This window comes from Jeotgalibacillus malaysiensis (assembly GCF_044789845.1).
Taxonomy (GTDB): Bacteria; Bacillota; Bacilli; order Bacillales; family Jeotgalibacillaceae; genus Jeotgalibacillus; species Jeotgalibacillus malaysiensis_A.
The window spans coordinates 3,129,912-3,156,548 of record NZ_CP085252.1 but is presented as its reverse complement, the minus strand read 5'-3'; the positions used below and the strand labels follow the sequence as shown (position 1 = coordinate 3,156,548).

Below are 26,637 nucleotides of genomic sequence, written 5' to 3'. Positions count from 1 at the left end.
GGATGCAGATGAACAAATTGATTCAGAGCATGCTAGAAACTTCCAAACAGTACGAAAATACCGCAATCAGCCATCGAATTTTTCATGAAGGCCAACTAGTGCTTATCATCGTTGTTGATCAGGAAAAGAATGAATACGTAGTAGAAGTGATCGGAGCCGATCATCCAGAAATTTTTCATTGTCCTGAAGAAGCAGCAAGATCTCTAACGAATAAAATTGATCAGCTCAGTATGAACAACTAGCAGCTGGTCTTTTATAAAACCGATCCTCTTTCGCTTAAAAGGATCGGTTTTTACATAGTGTTTCAGCTGGAGCGGTCATGATCAGAAACCATGTTAGTGAGCTGATCATCGAACTCAAAGTCCTTCATTGGCATACCATGTCCTGTTAAGAGAAGCTTCGGCTTCATATCTTTTATAATATTGACAGACTGCATGGCGAGCTCTTTATCCTGCGTCAAATAATCAGGAGGACTATCCAGTTCCTTTTTCTGCATTAAAACATTGTATAGTGATTCCTGTTTGACCGTAATTAAAGCATCACCTGCAATCATTGTTTTACTGGCATGGTGAAAAAATGAAATATGACCCGGGGTATGACCAGGTGTGTGAATCCAGAACCAGCCCGGCAGATGCGGGACTTCATGATCCTTATTCAGGTGCTGAAGCGCTCCGGTGATGTCAATTCCCTCATGAGGAAACAGGAGGGGGGACAGCTTTACGACAAGTCCTCTGCCTGCTTTAGCATCAGGCTCAGGGTAATTAAGCTGTCCGGTCAGGTAAGGGAATTCCTCCGGATGAGCATAAACAGGCACGTCCCATGCTTTAATAAGTGTTTCAAGTCCGCCCACATGGTCAAAGTGACCGTGTGTCAGGTAAATCGCTTCCGGGCGAACGCCTTTTCCAAATAGTTTTTCTGCCTGTTCAATGATCTGTTCAGCAGATTCAGGCATACCGGCATCAATCAATACCCAGCTTTTCTTCTCGGCATTCGCACACACAAAAAATAAATTTACGACCTGGTTGGTGTACTGATATATTCCTGGTGCGGCCTCAGTCAGGTGTCCGGATTTAATAGATGTAACGGGTATTTTTTTACTCATTATTTATCCTCCTTTCAAATAAAGCAGCCTGGAAATAATGGAAAACCCTCCTGAACAGATAGTGTATCCGTACAGGAGGGAAATACTCATGTGATCAGAAACGCGCTCCGATCTTATTTATTGGATTTTTCATTTTTTGAGTGTGCGGGTTTGTCAGGGTCACGCTGAGGATCTATATCCTGACCCTCTTTTTTCTTTTTCTTTTGCTCAACTGAGTCATTTTTCTTTTCTTCTTTGCTCATAATGATCCCTCCTGATTCATTACTTCAAAACTGGCAGGTCATGATGAAGCTTTGGAGACGGTATCTTGTGCTTAGGCTGCTGACCTTTTGGAACAGGGTCTGAGATATACTCGAATTCACCTGACCCATCCTGTGCAGTGCCCGTAGCCCATGGACCTTTACTTGATTCTTCACCTTCTGATAGGTTAAAGAGTTTATAGGCTTCTGATTGTGCTTCTTTTTCATCTTCGCCCGGAAAGCTTGATGGCACGATGATCCCGTTTTGCGTTTCGAGCTCTTCAATTGCTGCAAGCCATTGATACTGATGATAGCGGTCGCGGGCAAGCATATTTCGGAAGACTGAGCGTACACCTTCATCCTGTGTCATGTGATAAAGTCTTGAAACCTGCAGGCGCCCCTGACTTTCAGCGTGCAGATTAGAACGCATGTCAGCAAGGAGATTGCCACTTGCCACAATATAAGCACCGTTCCACGGAACACCGTTAGAGTTTGTTGGCGCTGCACCAAGACCGCTCATAATCAGATGCTGAGGGTTCACGCCACCCATAATCGCAGCCATTTCCGGATCCTGTGCAGCTTTTTCCTGATCTTCAGGAGATGCGTTATCAAGTAGCTGACTGATGAGTGAGCAGAGCATCTCAACATGTCCGATTTCTTCAGTGCCAATATCCATTAATAAATCTCTATATTTTTCCTCGCCTCTGCAATTAAATCCCTGAAATAAGTACTGCATCATAACGGTCATTTCACCAAACTGCCCACCCAGGACCTCCTGGATATGTTTCGCCAGCATTGGATCTGACTTTTCTACCTTGACTTCATACTGGAGTTCTTTTTGATGTCTGAACATATAAAAATCCTCCTTGAAAGTTTTGTCATACACTCAGCATTTTCCCGGTTAACACAATATAAAACTATATTTGGTAAATGAGTAAAAAAGAGGAGTGAATGCCCAGTTTCTATTCAATTAAAAACTATAGCCAGATTTACGTCTTGTAGGCATGCTGAAGGTATGAACAACACCTTTTTAACTTCTATACTTTCTCCATACCTCTGGAAAATTTCCTTAAACTAGACTTATCATCCCAATCAGTATTTTATAAAAGATCATGTGTAAAGGAAGAATTTTGACCAAAAAATGAACTGTTATTGCTCCAGCCATTTATCTTCATTTCAAATGAATATGGAAGTAAGTGGGGACGGAGTTGAGTGATTCGTTTTGAGAATGATTCTAATTTCGACACACTCACCTCCGTCCCCGCTGTATTACTGGTTACATATCCTATTTTCATGGGTATATGAAAAGCATCCTGCTGGGGAAAAGAGGGAGAGCCATGACTGAGTCAATAGAGAGCTTAAAACAGGAAATTAATAGGCTGAATCAAAAGCTGGAACGTTATGAATCATATATTAAAGAGCTTTCTGCACCGATTATTCCATCGATTGTGCCGCATACGATTCTGGTGCCTTTAACGGGCGGGATCACTGAGGAAAGGCTGACACATATTCTTGAGGCGGTTCTTCAACATCTGCAGTATGGGGAAGTGGAGAATGTGCTAATTGATTTATCAGGGACGAATATCAATGATGTCGATAAATCTGATTATCAGCTTATGGCTGCGAGGATGAAAGATCTGATCGGGGCGGTCAAGCTGATGGGTGCACGTACGATTTTTGTCGGTTTTTCGCCTCTGTTTGCAAGAGAGATGGTGCTGTCAGGCGTTGTAAGGGACGGGCGGATTCATTCTTTTTCAACGTTTCGCAGTGCGCTTCAGCATATTATGAAGGATAGAGGATATGAAATAAAACAAAGATAGAAGCAGGCCTTCTTTTTAAAAAGGGCCTGCTTTTTTCATGTGATTACCAAATTGCTTCAACGTACTCAGGATTATCAATAAACGGATTGCGATTTCCCTGATACGATTCAAAAATGACTTCATTCCGGTTGCGTTCAAATCCATCAACCGGATCCTGTTCATGCCATTCTTTTAAAGTAGAGACTTTACCAAGATAAGGACCTGAGACGTCAACCTGATCGAGCACTTCTAGGTCCACTTCACCGGCGTCGCCTTCATAGCGTACTGCCATATAGAACACCATACGTGCAATATCACCTTTTACATCATCTCGCGGCTCCCATGAATCGCTGTCATAAAAAGTGTCGGGTGCTTCAGGGTGAACGCTGCCGCCATTATCAAAGTCCAGATTTTGTCTTGATGAATTCACTGTTACATCAGTTGGTCTGAGTGCATGCAGATCAGTGCCTGTGCCCATTGTTGTTCCGAAGTCTCCTTTAGACTGAGGCCAGACATGCTCACGGTTCCATTCATCCACAAGGCCGCCATTATCATATTTTGAAATGGATTTCCCTGTATATAAAAGCAGTACGTTATTTGGATTGTTCGGATCCTCATCTGTATTGCGCAGCGCTTCCCATGCATTTGCGTAGGAAACCTCCTGATGATCATCAATAATATGATGTAGTGCCTGCTTTAAAGCCACGCCAGTTAAGCCTTCAGCATCAGCATAATAACCTGTTCCCGGTGTACCTGGATCGCCGCCTGATTCACGGCTGATCGATGTAACTGACTCTACCCCTTCATGAGCGAAATAATCGTCACGCGTGCCGTCTACAACGATGTAGTCCCCTAAATTTGAAGGGTTGCTCATTAAACCGTACTCACTGCGGTATCCCGCATCAAGCTTTACAAAAATCATCTCTGACATCTGGGTTTCACCCGGATCATCCGCCAGTGCGAGCGCATAATCACTCGTGAAATCAGATTGCTGCACAGTCGAAGTTGATACCGGCACCCCCACAATATAACCGCCGACTGTCACATCTGCCCCGTTTGGTTCATTCATTGCTTCATCCACAGACAGCAACGTTGAACCTGACACAACCGGCACTGCAATCAGCAATACAAGCGTGACCATTAATAGAATTGCCTTTTTCATTCTGACACTCCTCTAAAATAGATTACCCTCAGGCAACACTATCTTTCGCAAAATGTGAGGCAATCCCTTTAATAAATAGTCGCATTTTCATAAATAAACAAATGAACATATATTAATGTTTGAAATTGCAAAATATGTAGGAAAGGATCAATAAAAAAGAACCGGTTATCTGCACCGGTTCAAAGATATGTATTACCACCAGTCGACAAATACGACTGCCAGAATAAAAGCGCCTGCCAAAGTAAAGTCAGTATAAGCGCCGGCTTTGGTCGCTTCAGAGCGCAGCCTTTCAAAACCGGTTAATATAAAGATCAAACTGATCACTAAAATTAAATAATAGATTGGAAATAAAACATGACCTGTAAAAGCTGTGTATAGCGCAATCACACTTGCAGCCACGGCAAGTACCAGTCTGATAACCTTTAAAACAACCATCATGGGTCCTCCGAAGAATATAGTTAGCAAAATCTGATAAATTCAGTGTAGCACAACACCTTTTCAATAAACAGGTCAAGAAGTCATTCTTTTACAATCAGGATCAAAGAAAAACCCCGGAAGTCCGGGGTTGTTATTACATAAGTAAAATTAAACTTGAAGCCATTACAATCATACCGGCTACCATGCCATACATCGCATGGTGCGCTTTTCCGTATTCACGCGCTGCAGGAAGCAGGCCATCCAGCGAAATAAATACCATGATCCCGCCGACACCTGCAAACACAAGCCCGAACATTGTATCCGTTAAAAACGGCATTAAGATCAGGAATCCGATCAATGCACCGGCAGGCTCCGCAAGTCCTGACAAGAAAGAAAGCTTAAACGCTTTTCGACGCGAGCCAGTTGCATAATAGATCGGGACAGAAACTGCAATCCCCTCAGGAATATTGTGCAATGCGATCGCAATCGCAATGGCAAGACCCACAGCCGGATCATCCAGCGCCGAAATAAACGTCGCAAGTCCTTCAGGAAAGTTGTGAATGGCAATCGCAAGCGCCATAAATACACCCATTTTTCTCAGGCGCATAGCAGCATCCTTATTAAGCGTTGCCTTCTTTGTTGCCTTCGCAGCAACTGTTTCTCCGCCTTCAGGATCCTGCGCGGACTCAACAAACTTAGATTCATGTGGGTTTCCAACAGTAGGAATTAATTTATCAATCAGACCAATAAAAAGCATCCCCGCAAAAAACGCAATTACCGTAAACAGCGTACCGGTCTGTTCACCATGACCCGCAGTCAGTTCATCCAATGCCTTCGGAAAAATCTCAATGAATGAAACATAAATCATCACACCTGCTGAAAAGCCAAGTGCAATCGACAGAAAAGCCGTATTCGTCCGCTTCGCAAAAAACGCAAACATACTGCCCACGCCAGTCGCCAACCCGGCAAACAGCGTTAACAAAAACGCATATAATACTGCTCCATCCATCCTGCATTCTCCTTTAGATTAAAATCATTCTACTGATACTATATGATAAAAGTTTGTTTAGTGCAACTTTTTTGTGAGAGTGTAATAAAGGTTGCTGTGGCTAATAAATGGTTTGATACAGGGGGGACGGAGGTTTATGTATCAGAATGGAATATTATGTATAGAAGCGGCTCACCCGGGACGGAGTTGAGTGCGCCACTTTTAGAATCATTCTATTTTCGACTCACTCAACTCCGTCCCCGCCGTGCCACTGCACAAAAAAGCCTGTGCAACCACACAGGCTCAAAACCTTAAGGCTTTAACACAACCTTAATACATTCATCTTCATGGTCATTAAAGATCTGGTAGGCTTCTTCAGCCTGATCCATTTTCATTCTGTGCGTGACGATTTCGGTTGGATCGAATTCGCCATTTTGAATCATATCGAATAGCCGCGGCATGTAGTGGACGACTGGTGCCTGGCCCATTTTAATTTCGATGTTGCGTTCGAACATGTTGCCAAGCGGGAAGCCGTGGTACATAGAACCGTAAACGCCGGTCAATTGCATCGTTCCAAATTTGCGGATGGCTTTCATGCCGATTTCAATCGCACTGATTGTACCGCCAGTCAGACTCAGCTTTTGTCCGATTTCTTCGACTGCTGACTTTTTACCATCCATACCAACACAGTCAATAACGATATCCACACCACCCTGGGTCATTTCTCTGATATGTTCCCCCGCGTCTTCAAAGTTATCGAAGTTTACAACTTCAACATGATTCATTTTCTGCGCTTTGAATAGACGATAGGAGAGGTTATCGACTGCAATGACGCGGCTTGCGCCTTTCATCCAGGCAAATTTCTGAGCCATCAGACCAATCGGACCGCAGCCGAGAACAGCGACTGTACTGCCTTTTTTAACGCCGGCATTTTCAACACTCCAAAGCGCTGTCGGCAGAACATCTGACATAAAGAGCAGGGCTTCATCCTCAAGCTCCACAGATTCAGGAATCTTAAGCGGCATAAAGTTTCCGTACGGCACGCGCAGGTATTCAGCCTGTCCGCCCGGGTGATTACCGTAGCGCTCAGTAAATCCAAAGTAGCCCCCTGTATCAAGTGATGGATTCGGATTGGAGTTATCACACTGACTTTCAAAGTCATTTTGACAGAAGTAGCATTCGCCGCATGAAATGTTAAATGGAATGACAACGCGGTCGCCTTTTTTAACACTCGTTACTTCAGGTCCGACTTCTTCTACAATCCCCATTGGCTCATGCCCGATGACGTAATCTTTATGAGCAGGAAGAGCCCCTTGGTAAATATGTAGATCAGATCCGCAAATGGCTGTTGAAGTAATCCGTACCAGAATATCATCCCGCTCCTGAAGTTTCGCATCCGGAACTTCTTTGACCTTCATCTTTTTTGTGCCTTGAAATGTGACTGCCTTCATATTAAAACCTCCAGATAGAATAGAATGGCCGTGGCTCTGTTAAATGAACGTCTATTTTCAGATTTACCCGATCTGGGGGAGATAGAAACTGATTATTGAAAAAACACCTTATAATGGTATGATTTACCTGTACAGGGAACTTGGTTTACAGGGGGTAGCGATATGGAGAAAGCAGGGAAGTGGATTCAGCGGGCTGGTACCATTTTTATCAGTGCAGTTGTGCCGTTTATCAGTATCTTTATAGAGGTTAGTTTACATAGTATTTTGGAACTCTTTCTACTTGGCGGCTTGATTACATTATGGGGAAATATTTTAACAAAGGAAGAAGAGCAGAGCCTGCCGATCGCAGTTTTCGGTTGTATTGGTCTTGCCTGTTATCTCTATATTGAATCGCTGTGGCTTGCGATTGCCATGGGTATCTCAGGTGCCATACTAACAGGACTTAATTATCTGATGAACCGGAAATCTGCCGATGAAGAACCCGTTCAACTACATAACGAATAACATTCAAACATGTAAAATGACGATCGCTCTTTTACAATAAAGAAAACAGGTCTTTGGAAAGGGATGAGCTTATGCAATCATTTCCGCTCATTGTCGCCTTATGCGGCAGTCTGAGAAAAGATTCGCTGAACCGCAAGCTGATGAATGAAATCATCCTGCAGTCGGAAGGTAAATGGCATGTAAAGGAAGCGGAAATAGGGAAGCTGCCACTGTTTAATGAGGATATTGAAGCGGAAGGGGACCCTGAATCTGTACGGTCCTTCCGCAAAAAGCTGAATGAGGCAGATGGCGTTTTGATCGTCACACCTGAATACAACGCAGGTATACCGGGTGGATTAAAAAACGCACTGGACTGGGCATCACGATCACCGAAGGAATTTTCAATTAAAAACCTGCCTGTCGCCATCGCAGGTGCTTCAAATGGGAACGTCGGAACCGCACTTTCACAAATGCAGGTTCGTCAGATTCTCACCAATATGAACGCGAACATCATGACCAACCCTAAAATCATCGCAAGCCGCTACCAAACCAAAATTGATTCGGAATCAGGCCGCCTGACAGATGAAGCGACAGAAAAGCAGATTGATAAATTTATTGATGGGTTTACGAAGTTTGTGAGGGTTTTTGGGGAGTAGTTTATAGTGATTACAAAAATGACTCGCTAGGGACGGAGTTGTGTGTTTCATTTTTAGAATCATTCTATTTTCGACTCACTCAACTCCGTCCCCAGTGTGCTCAAACCCCATAAAAATTAGTTTCCCAACACAAAAATCCGGGTATAGAAAAACCAGCTAACGGTTTGTGAACCATGACGACATTACCTTTATGCTAGTTTGGCTCCCCATTGTCCATTGGGGGGCACTTTTTTTAGGAACAAAAAAGGGGGAGACTGATGTCTCGCCCTTTTTAAATTGCTTCAGTGATATGGTTACCCACCGCAGCTTGAGGGAATGTCACGGTAATGGTTGTTCCCCAGTTAATCTTACTGTTTACTTCAATGTCACCGTGATGGTCCTTTATTAATTTAAAGCATACAGCCATACCAATTCCGGTGCCTTTTTCTTTAGTCGTATAATACGGTTCACCGATTCTTGAGAGCCGGGACTTGGCTATGCCTTTCCCGTTATCGATGATGCGGATGCGGATTTTTCCATCTGTACTGTCGACTTTAATTTTGATTTTGTTTTCAGGTACGGTTGCTTCAAGGCTGTTTTTCAGGAAATTGATCATAATCTGTTTGAAATGTGACTTCTGGATATCGAGCAGTCCGTTCGATGTTAATAGATTTTCAATCGAAATAAACTTGTTTTCTCTGATCGCGACAGACTGGTAGAGGAAGTGGATGTTCTCAAGCTCCTCCGCCACATTGATGATTTCGCTATGACCTTCATCCTCATTTTTTGCCTCAGGACGTGCGAGCAACAGAAGCTCTTTTAGGACTTCTACGATCCGATCGATTTCATCTAAAATGATATTCTCAAGTTTCGGGTTATCTGTCTTTTCTTTTGACAGCTGGATCAGCCCTCTTACAGTTGTCAGCGGATTTCTGATTTCATGGGCAATACTTGCTGCAAGTTCGCCGACTACTTTAGATTTTTCAGAGTCGAGCAGCAGCTGTTCATTCTGCTTTTGCTCAGTGAAGTCTACCCCGATAAAAAGGGTGTACACTTCGCGGCTGTCCAGTTCGATTGTTTCGAAACTCCACTTCACGTAACGGATTTCACCGGAGCGGGTCAGCATTCTGTCCTGTTCAGGGTTCAGCTCTCGTATTGCAAGTAATGCTGACAGATCCTGCTGTGACAGCTCTTCTTTTGACACGGACAGCAGCCTGCAGATTGAATCGTTCAGTCGGATAATCTGGTTGTTCTGATCGATCACAGCAAGGTAGTTCGGGTTAATATCCATAATCTTTTCAAGCAGTGTGCGTTGTCTGGCCAGATGATCGTTAGCCTGGAGCAGCATCATGGACTGAATACGAACGTAACCTAAAAACAGCAGTAGTGAAATGACTATAGAGTTAAAGCTTGAAAAATATAATGGAAGGGGGGTGAATGCACTTACCACGCCATTTAGAAATATAAAGATAGCACCAATACTGATCTGCATGTAAAAAAATCTGAGTGAGCGGTTCAAAATACGGTTTGCAGCAAAGGCAAACAATGTTGTATTCGAGATCACCAACAGTGTATTCATCATAAAGGTAAAGTTAAGATTTCCGTACTGCGGCATCAGGTGTTCAGGTGAGAACATGCCATCCTGAACAAATATATATCCTGTAATCCCTGCATGAGTAAAATTAATGAGGTAAATAGCCGCACTAATCCCTGTGAGTGTCAGCAGTCCCCTTATTTTGAATATCTTTTTGAAACGAGTCAGTTCAGGGCTTTGTTTTACCATTATAATTCCAAATGCATACATAACGGGCATCAGAAAAATAGGACCTGCTCTGAAAATCCTGAAAAACGAGTCAATCACTGCAATTGAAAAAACATCCTGACTATATAAAAATGCGATACCCATTTGCCAAAATGAAATAAGTAAAAGAAACAAAGAAAATATTTTTGTATTTGTTGATCTTGAATATAAAAGTAAAGAAATTGCTAAAAACAGCGGTATACTTGCTAATGCCATTAATAAAAAGAATGCCATGGAAGGGTCTTCCTTTCCCGAATTCGACATGCTGAGGTTGCATGCACACTAATAATGTCTAATTTTAGCAAATAAGCACAGGTTTGGACACCGTGAATACCTATTTAATATAGGAAATGATTTTTTATGTAATGTTTTGTTAAAGTCAGCTGATGGTTTCACTTCAGCTGTACAGAAACAAAAAATAATCTTTAACATAGCTTGATGTAAAAAAGAGCCCTTATTCAGGCTCTCTTCTGTCACCGGTTATCTTTTGCGCTTTTCGTATGAGCAGGCTTTTCAGGGTCGCGCTGTGGCTCGATATCCTGACCGCGCTGTTTTTTCAGACGTTGTTCAACAGAGTCGTTTTTAGAAATCTCCTCCATCGTCATCCCTCCATTCGTCATTATTTTTCCTGTTTTTTAAAAAACTATTCAAATGTGTTATAAAGGAGTGTCATTAGGGAAAATATAAATTGTGTGTTATTAGTGGACATTGCAGAGTCGAAAGGATGAGTCGTATTTCCAGAAGGTTGAAATGCAGCAAGTGTAATAAATGGATGGAGCTTTACGAGGATGTTTATCTGAAAGCAGAGCGTCCATCTGAGAATAATCTCTATAAAGGGATGTATGAACCTTCTTGCAGGGATTGTACGATTTCAATGAGAATGAACGGCTTAGAAAAAAGGTGAAAGCGGGCGGATGATGCCTCCTCTCACCTTTTATCATTTAAAGCTCTTTTTTGAATACATAACTCACTTTATCATATTCCATTTTTTCTTCGTAAAAGCGATGTGCATCAGTACGCTGTAGCCCTGAAGATAAGGCAATACGTTCGTATCCTTCTTTTGACGCCCAGTCATGCACAAATTCAAGCAGTTTTTCGCCGTATCCATTGGACCGTTTTGCCTGATCTGTTACAAGGTCACATATCCAGACAAATCGTCCATAATATAATGTGATCATCGGCTTAAAACCTGCGAGTGCGACGATTTCATCGTTCTCATACAGTGCAAAAAGTCTGTAGCTGTCCTTTTGCCGCGCTTCTTCAATGAGCGCCAGATAGGCAGTTTCATCTAAATGTGTTCGCAGCTGGCGCATCACCGGAAAAGCTGCCAAGCATTCTTCCTTTGACGTACATTCTTTTATATTCTCTGTCTTCATCAAATCCCCTACCTAAACTGTTTTAGCATTTAACAGCATCACAAATGATGCAAGTGAAACAATATTGATCATTGAAAAAACCAATCCTAAAATCATATAAATATTGAGACGGAGTGACACAATCAGCTGGAAATATCCCATGATAAGTGAACCTGCAAACAGCACTGCTGCCGCAATAGCGAGCGGTGTGGAAAATGAAGCAGGTGCCAGTCCGATCAGTACGACAAGCCCGGTGATTGCTGCTGTCAGTATTAAAAATAAAATACTTTTTAATTCAGGATGTAAAAAAGACATCGTTGACCTCCTTTTTAAGGCGTAATCAGCCATTTAAAAGCGTCAGGAAATTCTTTTCTCCACGTAGACTCATGATGCCTGCCATCTTTTACAATGTCAAACCGGAGCCTTTCTTCCGGGAATCCACTTTCAGCAAAGGCATCAGCTATTTTTTGTGCATCCTTTAATAAAAGCTTTGACCCGCGACGGCTTTTGTCTTCAGTATCTCCAATATTGATGATTACTTTGTGAAGCGGGAAATGATGACCGTTTTGAATCAATTTTCTTAGTGAATCGTGATCCTGCCAGACCATTAGCGAAAAAGCCATCACTTTGCCAAAAACTTCAGGGTATGTAACACCTGCATAAAGTGAGATGTAAGCGCCAAATGAACTTCCGCCAATCATCGTATGTTCAGGGCCGGTAAGCGTCCTGAACTCACTGTCGATCCATGGCTTCAGCGTGTTTGTTAAGAAGGCAATATACTGTTCACCTTTTCCTCCGAAGTGGTGTTTGGCATTTGTATAAACGTTATATTCATTGCTGCGCTCATCTTCTCCATGATCAATCGCCACGACAATTGCCTCATAGGACTCATGCTGACCGCTCAGCGTTTCGAGTGATTCATCCACGCCCCATTCCTCCCCGGTGGAAGTCGCCTGGTCAAATACGTTTTGTGCATCGTGCATATAAAGGACGGGGTAGCGCCTGTCGCTATTTTCATAGCCTGGGGGAAGGTAAATCCAGATACTTTTAGTTGTTTCCAGCTGAGGAACCTTCATATCCTTTACAATCCTGACGTCTCCGGTGATGGAATGCTTGTCATGTTCATCAAATAGATCCTGCCATTTTACAGCTTTCATAAGGTGCCCCTTTCAATCTTCGTATCTAAAAGCATAGCATAGATTGGATGCAGTTCTTACGCAAAGCTGACGAAATTTAGGAGAAGGATGAATCTTTTTCCAGACCCAATCGTAAATATGGTTAGGAGCTGATCGTATGGAACAGACTAATACACAATCAATCGTTTCACTCACGCTTGGAATCTTATCGCTGATGGTCCCGTTTCTCGGCATTTTTCTTGGGATCGCAGGGATTATTACCGCAAACATTTCGATGAAGCAGATTGCAATCAGTGATGAAGGTGGAAAAGGCCTCGCCATTTCAGGAATGATCTGCAGTATCGTCGGCCTGATCATACAGCTGTTTACGATTCTCGCATGGTTCTTTTTCATCGGCGTCGCGTTTTTGACGGGGTAATGGATTGAAGGAATCAAACAGTAAGAAAAAAGGGTATAAATATTGGGTTGGCTTTGGACTTACGATTTTCGCTGGTATGACGTTGGTTGCTATTGTCAACGATCAGGAAATTGTATGGTCAAAACAGATTGCGATTCCGCTGGTATGGTTTTTCGAATGGGCGTGGGATAGTAAGGAGTATGGGAAGAAGACGTAAAATGAGATAAGTCTATTATCACAATCTCCTGAACCACACCCATAATTTCATGAACCAGCCTCACCACCTTACCCCAATTAAGTGACCTCCCACACCAAAACCTGTATCATAAATCAAAAAGGGGACTCAGACCATGGATTCTGCTAATTCCCGCGCTTTTCTGCGTGATTTTAATGAAATTGAGAGTTACCTTAAGACCAAGCATAACAAAGGTGATTATATGAGCTTTCATGCGCTGCTAGATAAGGCTGCGCAGCGGAATGACCGGATTGTGAAGCGGTATATCAGTGATCTGAAGGAGATTGCCGAGCTGAGGAATGCAATTGTACATACATATACGAATGAAGTGCTGGCCGAGCCGACGCCTTATATTGTGAATCTGATTGAGGAAATCAGAAGCAAACTGGTTGTGCCGCCGACTGTGGAGCGTTTTGTAAAAGAAGTCGTAACGCTGCATGAGGATTCGTCGCTGCAGCAGGTGCTGCACAATATGAACGAAAAGGCGTATTCACAGTTCCCGCTCGTAGATAAAAATAATCTGGTTACTTCACTCGTAACGGACAGTGGAATTGCCAACTGGCTTGCTGCTCATCTGGATCAGGATCACGTGTCGATTAAAAATGTTCAGGTGAAAGACCTGCAGCCTTACGATAAAAAGAAGAAGAGCTATCGTTTTATCAGGAAAGATGCGAGTATGTACGAAGCGCAGGACCGCTTTTCACAGGCAGCTGAACGCGGTGAGAAGCTGGTCACGCTCATCATTACTGAAAACGGAGCGAGCAATAAACCGATCCTGGGTATTATAACGCCATGGGACGTCATGGAAACCAAAGAGAAAGGAAACAGTACACCATGAAATTATTCTACGAAGATGTTAACCTGCAAACTTTTCAGGCGAAGAAAACAGGAGAAGGAACAGACAAACAGGGGCGGCGCTACGTTGTACTCGATCAGACTGCTTTTTACCCGACAGGCGGAGGGCAGCCTCATGACACGGGTCTCCTGAATCAGGCGCATGTCTATGATGTGGAAGAAGTAGACGGGGCAGTCAGACATTATATAGAAGGAACTGATCCACTCCTTGAAATCGTCCATGGTGAAGTGAACTGGAACCGCCGCTTTGATCATATGCAGCAGCATGCAGGGCAGCATATCCTGTCAGCGGCTTTTGAAAATAACTTTGACTTAAAGACAGTCTGGTGAAAGAAGTATTTACTGACCGGCCGGTTGCCGAGCTGCAGAAGCTTGCTAAAATGATCATTGCCGGTGATGCAGAAAAAACCGTTCTTTTTGTAAATGAAACGGATGAAAAGCTCCAGCTGATCTGCGGCCGAAGTGCACAGATAGAAAGCGATATGAATCAGCTGATCAAATCAGTTTTACCACTGATCAACGGACGGGGCGGCGGCAAGCCGGACTTTGCCCAGGGCGGCGGTGACAAGCTGATGTCAGCAGAGGCGCTCCTTGAAGCTTGTGTTGAAAAACTATAAATGTAAAGAGGATGGCCGTTATTTTAACAGGCCATCCTCTTTGTTATGATTTGAGCTTTTTCCAATAGCGGTGATGCCCATCATAAACCCCTGCAGACTCGAATCCACGCGAACGATAAAAGTGGTTCAGCTTTTCATTTTGTTCCACACAATCAAGCATGAGTATTTCTCCCGCAAACTGTTCTTCAATCCATGAAAGACAGGCACTGCCAATGCCTTCTTTTCTTACCCCGGGATCCACAGCGAGCCTGTGAAGGTATCGTGCATCAGGGTCCACACGGTCTCTCCATATATGCTCATCCCATGAATCGGGCCCTTTTCGCAAAGTGAACGTTCCCATCAGTTCATCGTTTTCATAAACAGCGTATGTATTTCCTTTTAATAAATCGTCTTTAATCTCAGCATCTTCTCCGCCGGATAACAGGTAGTCCCATTGCTGAATACCGTCACTTTTTAACTTCCCGGCACAGTGCTTGAGTAAGGTAAGAATCTCAGTGTAGGCAGCTTCTGTCGCTTTTTGATAAGTAATGACCCTGCCGCCTTTCATCATTGAAAAGTGTTGCTGTGCCTGTTTGGATGAAGGTGTTTCTTCCCGGACGAATCGTTCCCCGAGCAATGAGCGGTTAATTCCTTCAGTGACTGCTTCACGGATTACAAAGTATAAAACAGTGAAAGATATGACTGCGCTGAAAATAAAAGCTAATACCTCCATTCTTATCCTCCTCTGCTGTAATTTATATCCTTTATGGTACCTCAGTATTAAAACCCTTTCAACTCAGCTGGTCCAGCACTTCCGGGAGAAATATTTAAGAAGATTTATGTGACAGTTTGTTTCGATCACAATACGGTTATGTATTATTTTTGAATTAAATTGAAATATTATGGTTTTTAGTTTTAAACCTTACAATGTGCTGGGTATACACCTAATAATATGCATAAAAATTTATGTTGACCAGCTTGGGGACAGATACAGAAAAAAGGAGGGTTTGCATGGCGATTCAAAAAAGTACGGACAGTTCCAGTCTGGCTGAAGTAATTGACCGGATTCTTGATAAGGGGATTGTCATTGATGCATTTGTCAGAGTATCACTCGTCGGAATTGAAATTTTAACCGTTGAAGCACGAATCGTGATCGCAAGTGTTGATACATGGCTGCGGTACGCAGAAGCGGTAGGACTGTTGCGTGATGATGTTCAGGAAACAGGACTGACTTCAAGAGATGGTCAGACTCAATACAGTTACTAATCAAGGGACAGAAAGGTGAGAACAATGGCTGAAAAGGATAAAGATAATGAAGTGAAAAAAACAGAGGAAGAAAGCAAGGAATCATCGGAGCATTCATCAGTAAATCTTGCAGTATTAGGTGGGATTGTCGGAGCAGGAATCGGACTTCTGTCTAATTCTGAAGCGAACAAGCGCTTAATGAAGCGTGTTGGAGAATCAGAAATGATCAGACTTGCAGGTGCTGAATTTAAAAAGACTGCAACTGATTTATTAAGAGAACAGGCATTAAGCAGCTTTAAAGATGTAGCTAAAGGCACTTCAGAATCAGTCAGCTCAGCAAAAGAAGAGTCGAGTGATGAGATTGAAGAAATTAAAAGTGAAAACAAGCAATTAAATGATCGCCTTGACCGGATCGAGGAAATGCTTGGTCAGTTAGCTGAATCAAAAAGCTCAACTCAAAAGAAAACTACTACACAATCTAAGAGCAGCTCAAGTAATTCGAAAAAGAGCTGATGCGCCTTTTTAACAGGAAAGAAGGTGTAAGGTTTGTCTATTAAAAGCAAGATCGCAGGTAAAGTTGTCGAGAAGGCGAAGGACAACATGGTCGAAAACATGCAGGAAAAAGCAGAAGACGCTTCAGAAGAGCTGAGTGACGCGAAAAATGAAAATGCGGATAAAGTACACAGCAAAGCTGAATCTGCTAAAGAAAAAGCACAGAATGCACTCACCTCAGTAAAAGACAAGCTAGGTGACGCTGCCAGTAAAGGCGAAGAGCTTCAGGAAAAAGTATCAGGTAAGAAAAAGCGTAAAAAAGTAAAAGGCATTAATGACATTAAAGGGATCAGCAATCTGAAAAGCTATCGTGATGTAAAAAGCTCAAATGACATTAAAAGTTCTTATGATATTAAACACTACTCAGATATTGAAGAAGATGAAGATTAGAAAGGGGATATTAACATGGCCATTCAAAAAAGTACAGACAGTTCAAGTTTAGCAGAGGTAATTGACCGTATTTTGGATAAAGGTATTGTGATCGACGCGTTCGTGCGTGTATCAGTTGTCGGGATTGAAATTCTGACAGTAGAAGCCCGTATCGTCATTGCGAGTGTGGACACGTGGTTAAGATATGCAGAAGCAGTTGGATTACTGCGTGACGATGTGCAGGAGGAAGGCAGATTCCTTTCTGGCAGCAGGGACCGGAACGAAGCAGGATTCAGTCTATAATTCTTGAACGTTAGGCGGAGATGGATATGGATATCAAAAAGATTATGAATAATACTTCAGACTTCTTCGAAGAGCATGTAGCGCCTGTTCACAAGATTACAGCAGTTGAACAGACAGAAAATGAAGGCTGGAAGCTCATTGTTGAAGTCATTGAGGAAAAGGAATATATGAAGCGCTATGCAAAGGATGAGATGGTTGGCGTATATGATGTTTACCTGAATAAAAACGCTGAAATCATTTCATTCGTCAGGCGGGAGATCCGCTACAGAAGTGCTGTAAATATCGAACAGTAATGTGTGAAAAGGAGCCGGGGTCATGAGTGAGACAGGTACTTATATATTTTGCGGGATTCAGTCAGAAAAGCCGATCGAAGGCCTTTCAATAGAGCTTGAGGGTGAAAAACGCGAATTATATACAATTCATTATAAAGATGCAGCCATGGTAGCTGCTAAAGCGCCAATGAAGATTTATCATCCGAAAAAAGACAACCTGATGATGCATCAGAAGGTCGTATCACAGGTGATGGAGCAAAATGATACAGTCATCCCGGTCAGCTTTGGAAACGTTTTTAAAACAGATGATGATGTAGCTGTACTGCTTGAGAACCTGTATCCGCAATTTGCCAAGCTTTTCCCCGAGATTAAAGGAAAAATCGAAGTCGGTTTAAAAGCGATCGGCAAGCAGGAATGGCTTGAGCGGCAGGCGAGGGAAAATCCTGAAATCAGTAAGGCGCAGAAATCAACTGCAGGAAAGTCTGAAGCTGCTGCGTATTATGACCGGATTAAGCTTGGCGGTGCTGCTCAGAATCTCTTTAAATCTCTGCAAAAGGAAATAGAAAGAGAGATGTTTGAGCCGCTGAATGACATTGCAGTTGCATCAAAAAAGAATGATCCGATCAGTGAAAAGATGCTGTTGAATGCAGCATTTTTAATCGACCGTGACAAAGAAGAGGCATTTGATCAAAAGGTTAATGAAATCCATGATAAGTGGCAGGACAGGCTTGACTTCAGCTACAGCGGGCCGTGGGCGGCTTATAACTTTGTTAACATCAAATTAACAGTGGAGGACGGCTGATAACCGTGATTCATAAACTGGTATCGGCACCGATTAACATGGTGATCAAAATCGGTGAAAAAGTAAAAGAAGAAGCAGATAAGGAACTGTATGATTTAAATACAATTCAGCAAAAGCTGATCCAGCTTCAAATGATGTATGAGCTTGAAGAAATTCCTGAAGAAGTCTATCAGGAAAAAGAAGAAGAGCTCCTCATCCGTTACGAAATCGCAAAACAGCGTGAAATCGAACAGTGGGAGCGGATGACTGAAAAGAAAGAAGGGTGATTATGGGGGAATTGCTTTATTTATATGCGTGTGTTCCATCGAAAGAAATGAATACACTGCCTGACCTGACAGGATTTGACGGTGAAGGGAAGCTGCACACGATTCAGGCGGGATCCATTACTGCTGTCATTTGCGCGCTCAATGCAGAGAGCTATAACGAGGATGTGCTGAAGGATAAAGTTGAAAATGATATGCAATGGCTTCAGGAGAAAGCGTTTCACCATCATGAAACGGTGCTCGCGCTTTCAAAGCTGTATACAGTCATTCCATTAAAATTCAGCACAATCTATAAAAGTGAGGACAGCTTGAAGCAGACACTTATTGAAAATGAGTCAAAAATGAATGACATCTTTGACCTGCTAGAAGGCAATGAAGAATGGAATCTTAAAATCTATTGTGATGATCAAACGCTAAAAGAACAGGTCAGTAAAAGTAATCCGGTTATAGAGGAAAAGCGCGGGGAAATCAGCCAGCTTTCAAAAGGCAAGCAGTTTTTTGAACTGAAAAAACTCGATAAGCTGGTGGAAACTGAGCTTGAAGAAGAAAAGAACCGGGTGAGCGAACAAGTACATGAGGCATTGAAAAAGCTCGTACTAAAAGGGAATGTGAAGCGTACCTGGAGCAGTGAAGTCACCGGTGCTGATAAAAAAATGACCTGGAACAGCGTGTACTTAATTTCAAAAGAAGATGTGGAAAGATTTCTTGAAGAAGTGCAGTCCTATGATCAGGAAATGAAGGAAGCAGGATGGCAGCTCGAAGCATCCGGTCCATGGCCTGCTTACCATTTTTCAAGTTTCCAAACGTGAGGATGACATACAATGTCACTGAGAGATGATATAGAAAATAAAGAAATTGCACTGATCGATATTCTCGATGTCATTCTTGATAAAGGTGTAGCAATTAAAGCAGATCTCATTATTTCCATTGCAGGAATTGATCTTGTTTACCTTGATCTGAGACTGCTCGTTGCATCAGTAGAATCACTCGTTCAGGCCCAGGCTGAAGGTAAAACAGTTACATCAGCGCAATTCGATATGCAAAAGGAGGCGCTTATAGATGCAACAGGTCAATCCTACAAGCGGAAAGATTAATCTCGATCCGGATAAAGCAGAGCACGGGCTTGCCCAGCTCGTTCTCACAGTCGTCGAGCTGCTCAGACAAATCATAGAACGCCACGCGATCCGTCGTGTGGAAGGCGGTACATTGTCTGATGAAGAAATCGAGAGACTTGGAGAAGCACTCATGAATCTTGAAGAAAAAATGGAAGAGCTAAGAGAAGTGTTCGGGTTAGAAGCGGAAGATCTGAATATCGATCTCGGTCCGCTCGGAAGTCTGCTTTAAACAGGAGGTTACCTAATGGCAGTTGAACATAATATGCAATCAAGTACGATTGTGGATGTCCTTGAGAAAGTGCTTGATAAAGGGGTCGTGATTGCTGGAGATATTACAGTTGGGATCGCTGATATTGAACTGATCACAATTAAAATCAGACTCATCGTTGCATCAGTGGATAAGGCAAAGGAAATAGGTCTTGACTGGTGGGAATCTGATCCTTACTTAAGCTCTAAAGCAATTGATCAAAACACTAAAGCAATTGAACAGGAAAATAAAGAATTGAGAGAACGATTACAGGCGCTCGAAAATAAATTAGAAGCTAAATAACATTAGCATAACAGGAGGAAACGGATATGGCAGATGAGACAAAAGTAAACGGTCAGGAAAACAATGACGAAGCATCTTCAGGGAAGAGCAAAAGTACAATCGGCCGCTCAATCGCAGGCGGATTACTTGGTGCTTCAATTGGTTACCTTGCGACACCCCAAAACGGCAAGAGAATCATCAGCGGTCTGGATGCTGACAAGTTAAAATCAAAAAGCTCTGATATTACTCAGGCAGCTAAAGAAAAATCTAAAAAAACCACTGATTCTATTAAAAATTCTGCGAAAAATCTATTTGGCAGAGAAAAAGATGAAGACGATGATTATGAGGAAGATGTTGACGGTGAAGACGATGACAATGATAATGACGACAAGCTTGAAAATATGGATGACAAAGAAGTAAAAAGAGAGAAGAAAAAGAGAAAGAGAAAGAAAAAAGGTAAAGACGCGAATGACGATGTAAATAAGAGACTCGATCGACTTGAAAAAATGATTTCTCAGATTGCTGAGGGTGACGAACCAGACGTAGAAGACGACGAGGATGATGAGGATCAGGATAAAGAAAAAAATAAAGACAAGCTTGAAAACATGGATGACAAAGAAGTAAAAAAAGAAAAGAAAAAGAGAAAGAGAAAGAAAAAAGGTAAAGACGCAAATGATGATGTACAAAAGAGACTCGACAGCCTGGAGAAAATGATTGCTCAGCTCGCTGAAAGTCAGAGTGATGACGAAGATGAAGACGAGGACGATGAAGAAGACAATGAGTTTGAGAATGACAACGAAGTGAGCGAAGACGAGAAGGATGAAAAAGAAACTTCAGATGATGAAGACAGCTACGATGATGCTGAAGATGATGAAGATTACGATGGCGATGGCGATGGCGATGGCGATGATACTGAAGATAACGATGACGACGATCAAGACGATGAAGATGAAGAAGATGAAGAAGACGAAGAAGACGAAGAAGACGAAGAGCAGGATGAAGAAGATAAGGACGACAGCGATGAAGATGAGGAAGTAGAAGAGGAAGAAGATAAGAAAGCAAAGAAAGATGAGCAAGATGAAGAAGAAAGTGAAGATGATGACGAAGACAAAAAAGAAGATAGCGGTGAAGACGAGGAAGTAGACGACCAGAAAGAAGATAAGAAAACAAAGAAAGATAAGAAAGACGAAGAAAACGAAGACGAAAAAGAAGATAAAAAAGACGACAAAAAGAAAACACCAGCAAAAAAATCAACAGCTAAGAAAACACCAGCTAAAAGCACAAGCACTAAAAGTAAGCCAAGAAAGAAACGTGCACCAGCAAAGAAGAGTACAACAAAGAAAACAGGCGGTACAACCGTTTCAAGTAACGACGATACGAAATCATAGTCGGGGAGGGGCAGTGAAGATGAAGGATAATGTACTGGAATCGTTTGTACAGGCAGCAAATAAGTATGAATTCACACTTGATGTAAGTCTGAATGTAAATGGAGCTGTCGTAACGGGAACGATGATATCTGCGGGAGAATACTTCAAAACGTTAAGTGAAGAATTTGCTGAAGGCAATGAAGTAGCTGAAAAGCTGGCAGAACAGCTATCTGAAACAGGTGAAAATGCTGAGTCCAATGCCGGATCAGAGGCTAACTTTATTCATCTGAAGGATACGAAAATCTATAATGGTGACAGCAAAGCCACACCATCAAAAGGGAAAATTCTCTGGCGTGGAAAGCTTGATGAAGTAGATGGATTTTTCCTTGGTAAAATCTCTTCAGGCACTTCAAAATAGAAACAGAGCACCCGGTTATGGGTGCTCTGTTTTCTTATACACTTACTTTTTCCAGACTATCAAGCGCCTGTTTTACTGTCGTAAATGCTCTCATGCTCTTAAAATCTACAAGCCCGCTATTTACAATAGACTTGACCGTGTCAGGCCTGAAGCCTGTCGCAAGCACCTGTACGCCAAGCAGCTGCAGCATTCCCTTCATCTGATTTAAATATTGTGCGACTTCAATTTCTACCGGAGTAATACCTGAAAAGTCAATAATCGCATGCGTAATGTCTGATCCTGAGAGCTCAGGAAGTACATTCTCTAAAATATACTTTGCGCGAAAAGCTGTCATTTCACCGATCAATGGCAGCACAACGACACCTTCTTTTACCGGTACAATCGGCGCAGAAAGACGGGCCGCCTCTTCCTGATAACGCTCTTCCATCCGCTCTGTCATGGCTTCATAAGCAAATACTGTTTCATTCAGACTTGTATCCAGTAAAAGGTCAACCTTTTTAATGATTTCAGATTGTTCTTTAATACAAAGCTTTAACTGTTCTCCAATCTCATTGACCACCTCGATAAACACTTCACGGGTTGGCTGATAGCGGACAATGATCTCAGAAATTTTACCGCCTGCTGCTACCTGCATTGCTGCATTTTCCTTGCTCCAGTTAATCAAAGCAACAGGCGCACTTGTTCTGTGCTGTTCAGCAATGTCACCCAAAAAGGTCAGGAAGTCTTTATACATTCCTATCGCATTATCACGTTCGTCAGCCGAAATCTTAAGGCCAGCTCTTTCAATGACTGCATCCACAATCTCTACAGCCATCTCAGTTTTATGACTATTTACGTATTCTGCAAACTTTATAAGATGAGGCAAAGCATTTCACACCTTTTTTTGATTTTATTTTACTGTATTGAGCGGTTTTTGGCTATATGGGGGGAGGGGATTCGGGTGGTTCGGTGTTCAGCCTGTCTTGTTCGCTGCATGAAGGGTGATATTCGAAACTAAACATGGTCTGTTCGCTACTAAACCAGGCATGTTCGACACTTAACGGATGATGTTCGCCACTTAGTGTAATTTGACCTATATCGTTTTTATAAAAAACCTTCCTGCAGACGATGTCTGAGAAAGGTTTTTCGAGATCCAGCTCCGACTCGCAGCCCCTCGAGTCATAAGCCACACTGAGAAAATGGGAAAAGTCACCCATTTCTCTCAGTGCGTCTTATGCTTGTCGGGTCTAACCGCTCGTCTCCGCTTTTCTACATTGTCCAGCTCCAGGCGCTAGCTCCTCGGGACATAAGCCACGCATCGGTAAACGGGAAGTTCACCCGTTTTCCGCTCCGCGTCTTATGCCTGTCGGAGCTGAACAAGCGCCTTCCGCTTTTCTTGGTGTCCAGCTCCAGCAGGCAGGTCCTCGAGTCATAAGCCACAAAGTGATAAAGGGAAAGTTCGCCCTTTTTCACTTTGCGTCTTATGCTTGTCGGACCTAAACGCCTGCTTCCGCTTTTCTTACAGCCACCACATATCAGCCGGCTGTTCTTTAATGTTCACTGACTTCAGCGTCTGTACTGCGCGCTGGAAGCCTTCTTCGATGCTCATGATTGGATCTTCGTGCTCGATGCTGACAACGTGGTCGTAGCCGTATGTGCGCAGTGCGCTGATGATGCGGCCCCATTCGTCTGCAGAGTGACCCATGCCAACTGAACGGAAGCTCCATGCACGCGTCTGAATGTTGTCATATGTCTGCATGTCAGTTAGGCCATACATGTTTGCATTGTCCTGATCGATATACGTGTCTTTTGCATGGAAGTGATGGATTGCATTTTCTTTTCCAAGAATTTTGATCGCACCAACCGGGTCAATCCCCTGCCACCATAAGTGACTCGGATCAAGGTTTGCGCCGATATATTCGTTTGTTGCCGCGCGTAGTTTCAACATTGTGTATGGTGTGTGGACTGAGAATCCGCCGTGCAGTTCAAGACCGATTTTTACGTCAGCTTCTTTTGCGATTTCAGCGATTTCCTTCCAGTATGGGATTAGTTTTTCTTCCCACTGCCATTTCAGAATATCACCATATTCATTTGGCCATGGTGCAACGGGCCAGTTTGGATGCTTCGCGTCAGCGTCGGCACCTGGTGTACCTGAGAATGTGTTCACGACAGGAACGCCGCACAGTTTTGCAAGCTTGATCGTTTTGCGAAGTGCTTCGTCACTCTCTTTTGCGAAAGCTGCATCAGGGCTCACAGGGTTACCGTGGCAGCTGAATGCGCTGATTGTCAGGCCGCGTGATGTTACTTTTTCAAGGTATTCTTCACGCTTTCCTTCGTCATCAAGCAGCTCATCGATCGGGCAGTGGTCATTCCCAGGGTATCCGCCTGTGCCGATTTCAACTGAATCCAGACCTGAGTCTTTTACATAATCAAGCATTTCTTCAAATGGTTTTTGTGCAAATAATACTGCAAATACACCTAACTTCATATTAATTTACCTCCGTATACAAATATATTTAGAGTTTTGATTTGTGAATATCGATTCATGTACCTGCACTGCTGATGAGTGAAGCGAAAGGGGGCGACTCCTGTGGCAGGAAGGGACAGGTGAGACAGAGCATGGCGCAGCCTGCTGGCTCACCGCCCGGCCACGGAAAGCGTCCCCCTGAAGCGGAACTCATCAGCCAATTTAAGAAAGATTAAAACCTAATCGATTTCCCAGTCTCGCTGCTTTCATAAATCGCTTCAATCACCTTGGATACGATCATTGCTTCTTCAGGCTTCACAAGCGGCTGCTGGTTGCCGCGGCAGCTTTCAAGGAAGTTGTAGGCTTGAGGGAGTCCAGGGTTTTCATCATCTGAAATCCAGTAGGCTTCCTGATCAAGCAGCATACCGTATTTAGCCTGATAAAGCTTAAGCGGATAGACATCCAGACCGCCTTTTGTACCGGATACAGTGACCGTTTCCTGATCATCTGCCAGGTTGGCTGCCCATGACGTTTCAAATAACAGGGTCGCGCCATCCTTGAATTTAATATAAGCAGTTGCATGGTCGTCGACTTCAAATGTTGTCGGGTCAAATTTGCCCCACTGGTTTACAACATCATCCTGACGGCTTAGCTCATTGTAAGTTGCGCCGGATACTTCCGCAATTTCAGGGAAGTCCATCAGATGAAGCGCAAGATCAAGGAAGTGACAGCCAAAGTCAATCAGGCTTCCGCCACCCTGCAGGTCTTTGTTTGTAAATACGCCCCAGCCAGGTACCTTACGTCGTCTGATTGCCTGTGCGCGTGACACAAGCGGACGGCCAATTTCACCAGCGTTAATAAAGCGTTTAGCTGCCACAGCTTCTTTTGTATGACGGTAATGATAAGCGATCATCAGTACTTTATCTGCTTTTTCAGATGCTTCAATCATTGCCTTACATTCTGCAGTTGTCATCGCCATAGGCTTTTCGCATAGCACATGTTTACCTGCTTCAAGTGCAGCAATTGCAATCTCAGCATGAAATTTATTTGGCGTACAGATTGTTACTGCATCCACCTTATCAAAGATTTTATGATAGTCATCAGTATGATAAGGAATCTGGTAATCTCTCGCCACGGTTTTCGCGCGCTCAGCATTTACATCACACACTGCCGTTACATCTACATCGTTTCCTAACGCAAGAAAGGAGGGGAGGTGCCGCGATACCGCGATGCCTCCGACTCCAATGATGCCAATTCTTAATTTATCCATATTGATCACCTACAGCTTTACAATCTGTTTGGATTTGTTAGATTCAAGTGCTCCTAAGATGACTTTCAGAGAACGTTTACCTTCTTCGCCATCGATCAATGGCTGCTTGTTTGAAAGAATTGAGTCTACGAAATGATCGATCACACCAGTAGAAACCTGACCGCCTTCATCATTTGACTGAATCTTTCCAAGTGAAAGTTCTTCTTTAGTGCCGTCCGCTTTTTGAAGGACAACTGAATATTCAGGATCGTCTTCAAGGCGAAGGACACCTTTTTCTGCATAAATGACCGTTGCATTATCTTCTGCAACATAAGACCAGCTTGCAGCAAGCGTGCCGATAATACCACTTTCTGTTTTCAATACGAGTACGGCGTTGTCATCCACATCAGTGTTTTCTTTTGCACTCGTTTCGACCATCGCCGCTACTTCTGTCATTTCTTCGCCTAGTATGTAGCGGATTAAGTCAGTTTTGTGTACGCCAAGGTCACCCATTGCGCCGATAAATGCTTCATCCTTGTTAAAGAACCAGCTGTCTTTTCCGTCAGCACTCCAGCCTTCAGGGCCAGGATGTCCAAATGCAGTGCGGAAGCTGTAGACTTTACCAAGTTCACCTGAAGCAATCCACTCTTGTGCCTTCTGGTGGGATGCAACGAAACGCTGGTTATGACCGATCATCAGAAGCTTGCCAGCTTTTTTGGCAGCCGCGATCATATCATCTGCTTCCTGCTCGCTTGTTGCCATCGGCTTTTCGCATAATACGTGTTTGCCGGCTTCAAGTGCAGCAATTGATACTGGTGCATGAAGGTAGTTCGGCGTGCAGACGCTGACTGCATCAAGGTCCTGCTTCACAAGGTCCTTATAGTCTGTAAACGTTTGCGCAGCACCGAATTTTTTAGCCATTTCTTTTGCGCGTTCTTCATTGATATCGCAAATTGCGACGATTTCTACATTTTTGTTTGCTGCATATTCTGCAAGGTGACGGTGCTTTGCAATACTTCCGGCACCTACAACACCAACTTTTAATTTTGCCATTGA

At 43.2% G+C, this 26,637-nt stretch carries 39 protein-coding genes; 22 read left to right on the top strand and 17 right to left on the bottom strand.

The features are described from left to right. The first annotated feature begins 98 nt into the window (after nt 1–98). A complete protein-coding gene (locus tag LG330_RS16430) occupies nt 99–242 on the top strand; it encodes a hypothetical protein (protein WP_404405747.1) in 144 nt (47 codons plus the stop codon). 62 nt (nt 243–304) lie between these two features. Here LG330_RS16430 and LG330_RS16425 read toward each other — a convergent pair whose 3' ends face one another. From LG330_RS16425 to LG330_RS16415, 3 genes are all read right to left on the bottom strand, one after another. Then, a complete protein-coding gene (locus LG330_RS16425) occupies nt 305–1,102 on the bottom strand; it encodes an MBL fold metallo-hydrolase (RefSeq protein WP_404405745.1) in 798 nt (265 codons plus the stop codon). A 113-nt stretch (nt 1,103–1,215) separates the two neighbouring features. Beyond that, nucleotides 1,216–1,344, bottom strand: a complete 129-nt coding sequence (locus LG330_RS16420) for a 3-methyladenine DNA glycosylase (RefSeq protein ID WP_404405743.1) — start codon at nt 1,342–1,344, stop codon at nt 1,216–1,218. Between the two features lie 19 nt (nt 1,345–1,363). Continuing rightward, nucleotides 1,364–2,194, bottom strand: coding sequence for a manganese catalase family protein (locus LG330_RS16415; RefSeq protein WP_404405741.1), 831 nt, complete (start codon nt 2,192–2,194; stop codon nt 1,364–1,366). A 484-nt stretch (nt 2,195–2,678) separates the two neighbouring features. Between LG330_RS16415 and LG330_RS16410 the strand changes: the two genes are divergently transcribed. Further along, nucleotides 2,679–3,161, top strand: coding sequence for an STAS domain-containing protein (locus tag LG330_RS16410; RefSeq protein ID WP_404405739.1), 483 nt, complete (start codon nt 2,679–2,681; stop codon nt 3,159–3,161). Nucleotides 3,162–3,204: 43 nt separating this feature from the next. On the opposite strand, the gene LG330_RS16405 is transcribed toward LG330_RS16410, so the two are convergent. The 4 genes from LG330_RS16405 to LG330_RS16390 all read right to left on the bottom strand — a co-directional run bounded on the left by LG330_RS16405 (nt 3,205) and on the right by LG330_RS16390 (nt 7,158). Further along, nucleotides 3,205–4,302, bottom strand: coding sequence for an endonuclease (locus tag LG330_RS16405; RefSeq protein ID WP_404405737.1), 1,098 nt, complete (start codon nt 4,300–4,302; stop codon nt 3,205–3,207). A 192-nt stretch (nt 4,303–4,494) separates the two neighbouring features. Then, on the bottom strand, nt 4,495–4,737 hold the full coding sequence (locus tag LG330_RS16400) for a hypothetical protein (RefSeq protein ID WP_404405735.1): 243 nt from the start codon (nt 4,735–4,737) through the stop codon (nt 4,495–4,497). Nucleotides 4,738–4,873: 136 nt separating this feature from the next. Beyond that, a complete protein-coding gene (zupT, locus tag LG330_RS16395; protein WP_404405733.1) occupies nt 4,874–5,728 on the bottom strand; it encodes a zinc transporter ZupT in 855 nt (284 codons plus the stop codon). Between the two features lie 290 nt (nt 5,729–6,018). Further along, nucleotides 6,019–7,158, bottom strand: coding sequence for a zinc-dependent alcohol dehydrogenase (locus tag LG330_RS16390; RefSeq protein WP_404405731.1), 1,140 nt, complete (start codon nt 7,156–7,158; stop codon nt 6,019–6,021). A gap of 162 nt (nt 7,159–7,320) precedes the next feature. On the opposite strand from LG330_RS16390, the gene LG330_RS16385 reads away from it, so the two are divergent. Beyond that, the gene (locus LG330_RS16385) at nt 7,321–7,662 is read left to right on the top strand and encodes a hypothetical protein (RefSeq protein ID WP_404405729.1); all 342 of its coding nucleotides are present in this window, start codon (nt 7,321–7,323) and stop codon (nt 7,660–7,662) included. 71 nt (nt 7,663–7,733) lie between these two features. Then, on the top strand, nt 7,734–8,297 hold the full coding sequence (locus LG330_RS16380) for an NADPH-dependent FMN reductase (RefSeq protein WP_404405727.1): 564 nt from the start codon (nt 7,734–7,736) through the stop codon (nt 8,295–8,297). A gap of 271 nt (nt 8,298–8,568) precedes the next feature. Here LG330_RS16380 and LG330_RS16375 read toward each other — a convergent pair whose 3' ends face one another. From LG330_RS16375 to LG330_RS16355, 5 genes are all read right to left on the bottom strand, one after another. After that, nucleotides 8,569–10,311, bottom strand: coding sequence for an ATP-binding protein (locus LG330_RS16375; protein ID WP_404405725.1), 1,743 nt, complete (start codon nt 10,309–10,311; stop codon nt 8,569–8,571). A 239-nt stretch (nt 10,312–10,550) separates the two neighbouring features. Next, nucleotides 10,551–10,676 carry a 3-methyladenine DNA glycosylase gene (locus LG330_RS16370; protein WP_404405723.1) on the bottom strand — a complete coding sequence of 42 codons (126 nt, stop codon included), beginning with the start codon at nt 10,674–10,676 and terminating at the stop codon, nt 10,551–10,553. 342 nt (nt 10,677–11,018) lie between these two features. Next, entirely contained in the window at nt 11,019–11,453 is a 435-nt protein-coding gene (locus LG330_RS16365) for a GNAT family N-acetyltransferase (protein ID WP_404405721.1), read from the bottom strand. A gap of 12 nt (nt 11,454–11,465) precedes the next feature. Next, complete coding sequence (locus tag LG330_RS16360) at nt 11,466–11,747, bottom strand: hypothetical protein (protein WP_404405719.1); 282 nt, start codon at nt 11,745–11,747, stop codon at nt 11,466–11,468. A 14-nt stretch (nt 11,748–11,761) separates the two neighbouring features. Then, complete coding sequence (locus LG330_RS16355; protein ID WP_404405717.1) at nt 11,762–12,589, bottom strand: alpha/beta hydrolase; 828 nt, start codon at nt 12,587–12,589, stop codon at nt 11,762–11,764. Nucleotides 12,590–12,725: 136 nt separating this feature from the next. On the opposite strand from LG330_RS16355, the gene LG330_RS16350 reads away from it, so the two are divergent. The 5 genes from LG330_RS16350 (at nt 12,726) to LG330_RS16330 (ending at nt 14,672) form a co-directional block, all read left to right on the top strand. Then, entirely contained in the window at nt 12,726–12,986 is a 261-nt protein-coding gene (locus tag LG330_RS16350; protein WP_404405715.1) for a DUF4190 domain-containing protein, read from the top strand. A gap of 4 nt (nt 12,987–12,990) precedes the next feature. Next, the gene (locus tag LG330_RS16345) at nt 12,991–13,182 is read left to right on the top strand and encodes a hypothetical protein (RefSeq protein WP_404405713.1); all 192 of its coding nucleotides are present in this window, start codon (nt 12,991–12,993) and stop codon (nt 13,180–13,182) included. A 133-nt stretch (nt 13,183–13,315) separates the two neighbouring features. Beyond that, nucleotides 13,316–14,038 (top strand): CBS domain-containing protein, encoded by a 723-nt coding sequence (locus tag LG330_RS16340; protein WP_404405711.1) that lies wholly within the window; start codon nt 13,316–13,318, stop codon nt 14,036–14,038. Beyond that, nucleotides 14,035–14,385, top strand: coding sequence for an alanine--tRNA ligase-related protein (locus LG330_RS16335; protein WP_404405709.1), 351 nt, complete (start codon nt 14,035–14,037; stop codon nt 14,383–14,385). The genes LG330_RS16340 and LG330_RS16335 overlap by 4 nt, the downstream gene beginning before the upstream one ends. Next, nucleotides 14,382–14,672 carry a DHHA1 domain-containing protein gene (locus tag LG330_RS16330; RefSeq protein WP_404405707.1) on the top strand — a complete coding sequence of 97 codons (291 nt, stop codon included), beginning with the start codon at nt 14,382–14,384 and terminating at the stop codon, nt 14,670–14,672. The genes LG330_RS16335 and LG330_RS16330 overlap by 4 nt, the downstream gene beginning before the upstream one ends. A 43-nt stretch (nt 14,673–14,715) precedes the next feature. On the opposite strand, the gene LG330_RS16325 is transcribed toward LG330_RS16330, so the two are convergent. Beyond that, a complete protein-coding gene (locus tag LG330_RS16325) occupies nt 14,716–15,384 on the bottom strand; it encodes a GNAT family N-acetyltransferase (RefSeq protein WP_404405705.1) in 669 nt (222 codons plus the stop codon). A 278-nt stretch (nt 15,385–15,662) separates the two neighbouring features. On the opposite strand from LG330_RS16325, the gene gvpJ reads away from it, so the two are divergent. Genes gvpJ through gvpU form a run of 13 tightly spaced genes read left to right on the top strand, consistent with a single transcriptional unit; the run spans nt 15,663 to nt 21,886 of the window. Continuing rightward, a complete protein-coding gene (gene gvpJ, locus LG330_RS16320) occupies nt 15,663–15,917 on the top strand; it encodes a gas vesicle protein GvpJ (RefSeq protein WP_404405703.1) in 255 nt (84 codons plus the stop codon). A gap of 24 nt (nt 15,918–15,941) precedes the next feature. Beyond that, nucleotides 15,942–16,409, top strand: a complete 468-nt coding sequence (locus tag LG330_RS16315) for a gas vesicle protein GvpP (protein WP_404405701.1) — start codon at nt 15,942–15,944, stop codon at nt 16,407–16,409. Between the two features lie 33 nt (nt 16,410–16,442). Beyond that, nucleotides 16,443–16,838: a gas vesicle protein GvpQ gene (gvpQ, locus tag LG330_RS16310; RefSeq protein ID WP_404405699.1), complete on the top strand. Its 396-nt coding sequence runs from the start codon at nt 16,443–16,445 to the stop codon at nt 16,836–16,838. 15 nt (nt 16,839–16,853) lie between these two features. After that, the gene (gene gvpA, locus LG330_RS16305) at nt 16,854–17,120 is read left to right on the top strand and encodes a gas vesicle structural protein GvpA (RefSeq protein WP_404405697.1); all 267 of its coding nucleotides are present in this window, start codon (nt 16,854–16,856) and stop codon (nt 17,118–17,120) included. 26 nt (nt 17,121–17,146) lie between these two features. Beyond that, a complete protein-coding gene (gene gvpO, locus LG330_RS16300) occupies nt 17,147–17,413 on the top strand; it encodes a gas vesicle protein GvpO (RefSeq protein WP_404405695.1) in 267 nt (88 codons plus the stop codon). 22 nt (nt 17,414–17,435) lie between these two features. Further along, entirely contained in the window at nt 17,436–18,194 is a 759-nt protein-coding gene (locus tag LG330_RS16295; RefSeq protein WP_404405693.1) for a GvpL/GvpF family gas vesicle protein, read from the top strand. A gap of 5 nt (nt 18,195–18,199) precedes the next feature. Continuing rightward, nucleotides 18,200–18,460, top strand: coding sequence for a gas vesicle protein GvpG (locus LG330_RS16290; protein WP_039811970.1), 261 nt, complete (start codon nt 18,200–18,202; stop codon nt 18,458–18,460). Nucleotides 18,461–18,462: 2 nt separating this feature from the next. Beyond that, nucleotides 18,463–19,266: a GvpL/GvpF family gas vesicle protein gene (locus tag LG330_RS16285; RefSeq protein WP_404405691.1), complete on the top strand. Its 804-nt coding sequence runs from the start codon at nt 18,463–18,465 to the stop codon at nt 19,264–19,266. Nucleotides 19,267–19,278: 12 nt separating this feature from the next. Further along, nucleotides 19,279–19,551 carry a gas vesicle protein gene (locus LG330_RS16280; RefSeq protein WP_404405689.1) on the top strand — a complete coding sequence of 91 codons (273 nt, stop codon included), beginning with the start codon at nt 19,279–19,281 and terminating at the stop codon, nt 19,549–19,551. Further along, the gene (locus LG330_RS16275) at nt 19,517–19,801 is read left to right on the top strand and encodes a gas vesicle protein K (protein WP_404405687.1); all 285 of its coding nucleotides are present in this window, start codon (nt 19,517–19,519) and stop codon (nt 19,799–19,801) included. The genes LG330_RS16280 and LG330_RS16275 overlap by 35 nt, the downstream gene beginning before the upstream one ends. Before the next feature lie 15 nt (nt 19,802–19,816). After that, a complete protein-coding gene (locus tag LG330_RS16270) occupies nt 19,817–20,122 on the top strand; it encodes a gas vesicle protein (protein ID WP_404405685.1) in 306 nt (101 codons plus the stop codon). Nucleotides 20,123–20,148: 26 nt separating this feature from the next. Further along, nucleotides 20,149–21,489, top strand: a complete 1,341-nt coding sequence (gene gvpT, locus LG330_RS16265; RefSeq protein ID WP_404405683.1) for a GvpT/GvpP family gas vesicle accessory protein — start codon at nt 20,149–20,151, stop codon at nt 21,487–21,489. Between the two features lie 19 nt (nt 21,490–21,508). Beyond that, a complete protein-coding gene (gene gvpU / locus LG330_RS16260; RefSeq protein WP_404405681.1) occupies nt 21,509–21,886 on the top strand; it encodes a gas vesicle accessory protein GvpU in 378 nt (125 codons plus the stop codon). A gap of 34 nt (nt 21,887–21,920) precedes the next feature. Here the strand turns inward: gvpU and LG330_RS16255 are convergent, their stop codons facing one another. The 4 genes from LG330_RS16255 to LG330_RS16240 all read right to left on the bottom strand — a co-directional run bounded on the left by LG330_RS16255 (nt 21,921) and on the right by LG330_RS16240 (nt 26,634). Then, nucleotides 21,921–22,751, bottom strand: coding sequence for an STAS domain-containing protein (locus tag LG330_RS16255; RefSeq protein ID WP_404405679.1), 831 nt, complete (start codon nt 22,749–22,751; stop codon nt 21,921–21,923). Between the two features lie 633 nt (nt 22,752–23,384). Further along, a complete protein-coding gene (locus LG330_RS16250; protein WP_404405677.1) occupies nt 23,385–24,353 on the bottom strand; it encodes a sugar phosphate isomerase/epimerase family protein in 969 nt (322 codons plus the stop codon). Nucleotides 24,354–24,564: 211 nt separating this feature from the next. Continuing rightward, nucleotides 24,565–25,602: a Gfo/Idh/MocA family protein gene (locus LG330_RS16245; RefSeq protein WP_404405675.1), complete on the bottom strand. Its 1,038-nt coding sequence runs from the start codon at nt 25,600–25,602 to the stop codon at nt 24,565–24,567. Nucleotides 25,603–25,611: 9 nt separating this feature from the next. Then, entirely contained in the window at nt 25,612–26,634 is a 1,023-nt protein-coding gene (locus tag LG330_RS16240; protein ID WP_404405673.1) for a Gfo/Idh/MocA family protein, read from the bottom strand. Between the last annotated feature and the right edge of the window lie 3 nt (nt 26,635–26,637).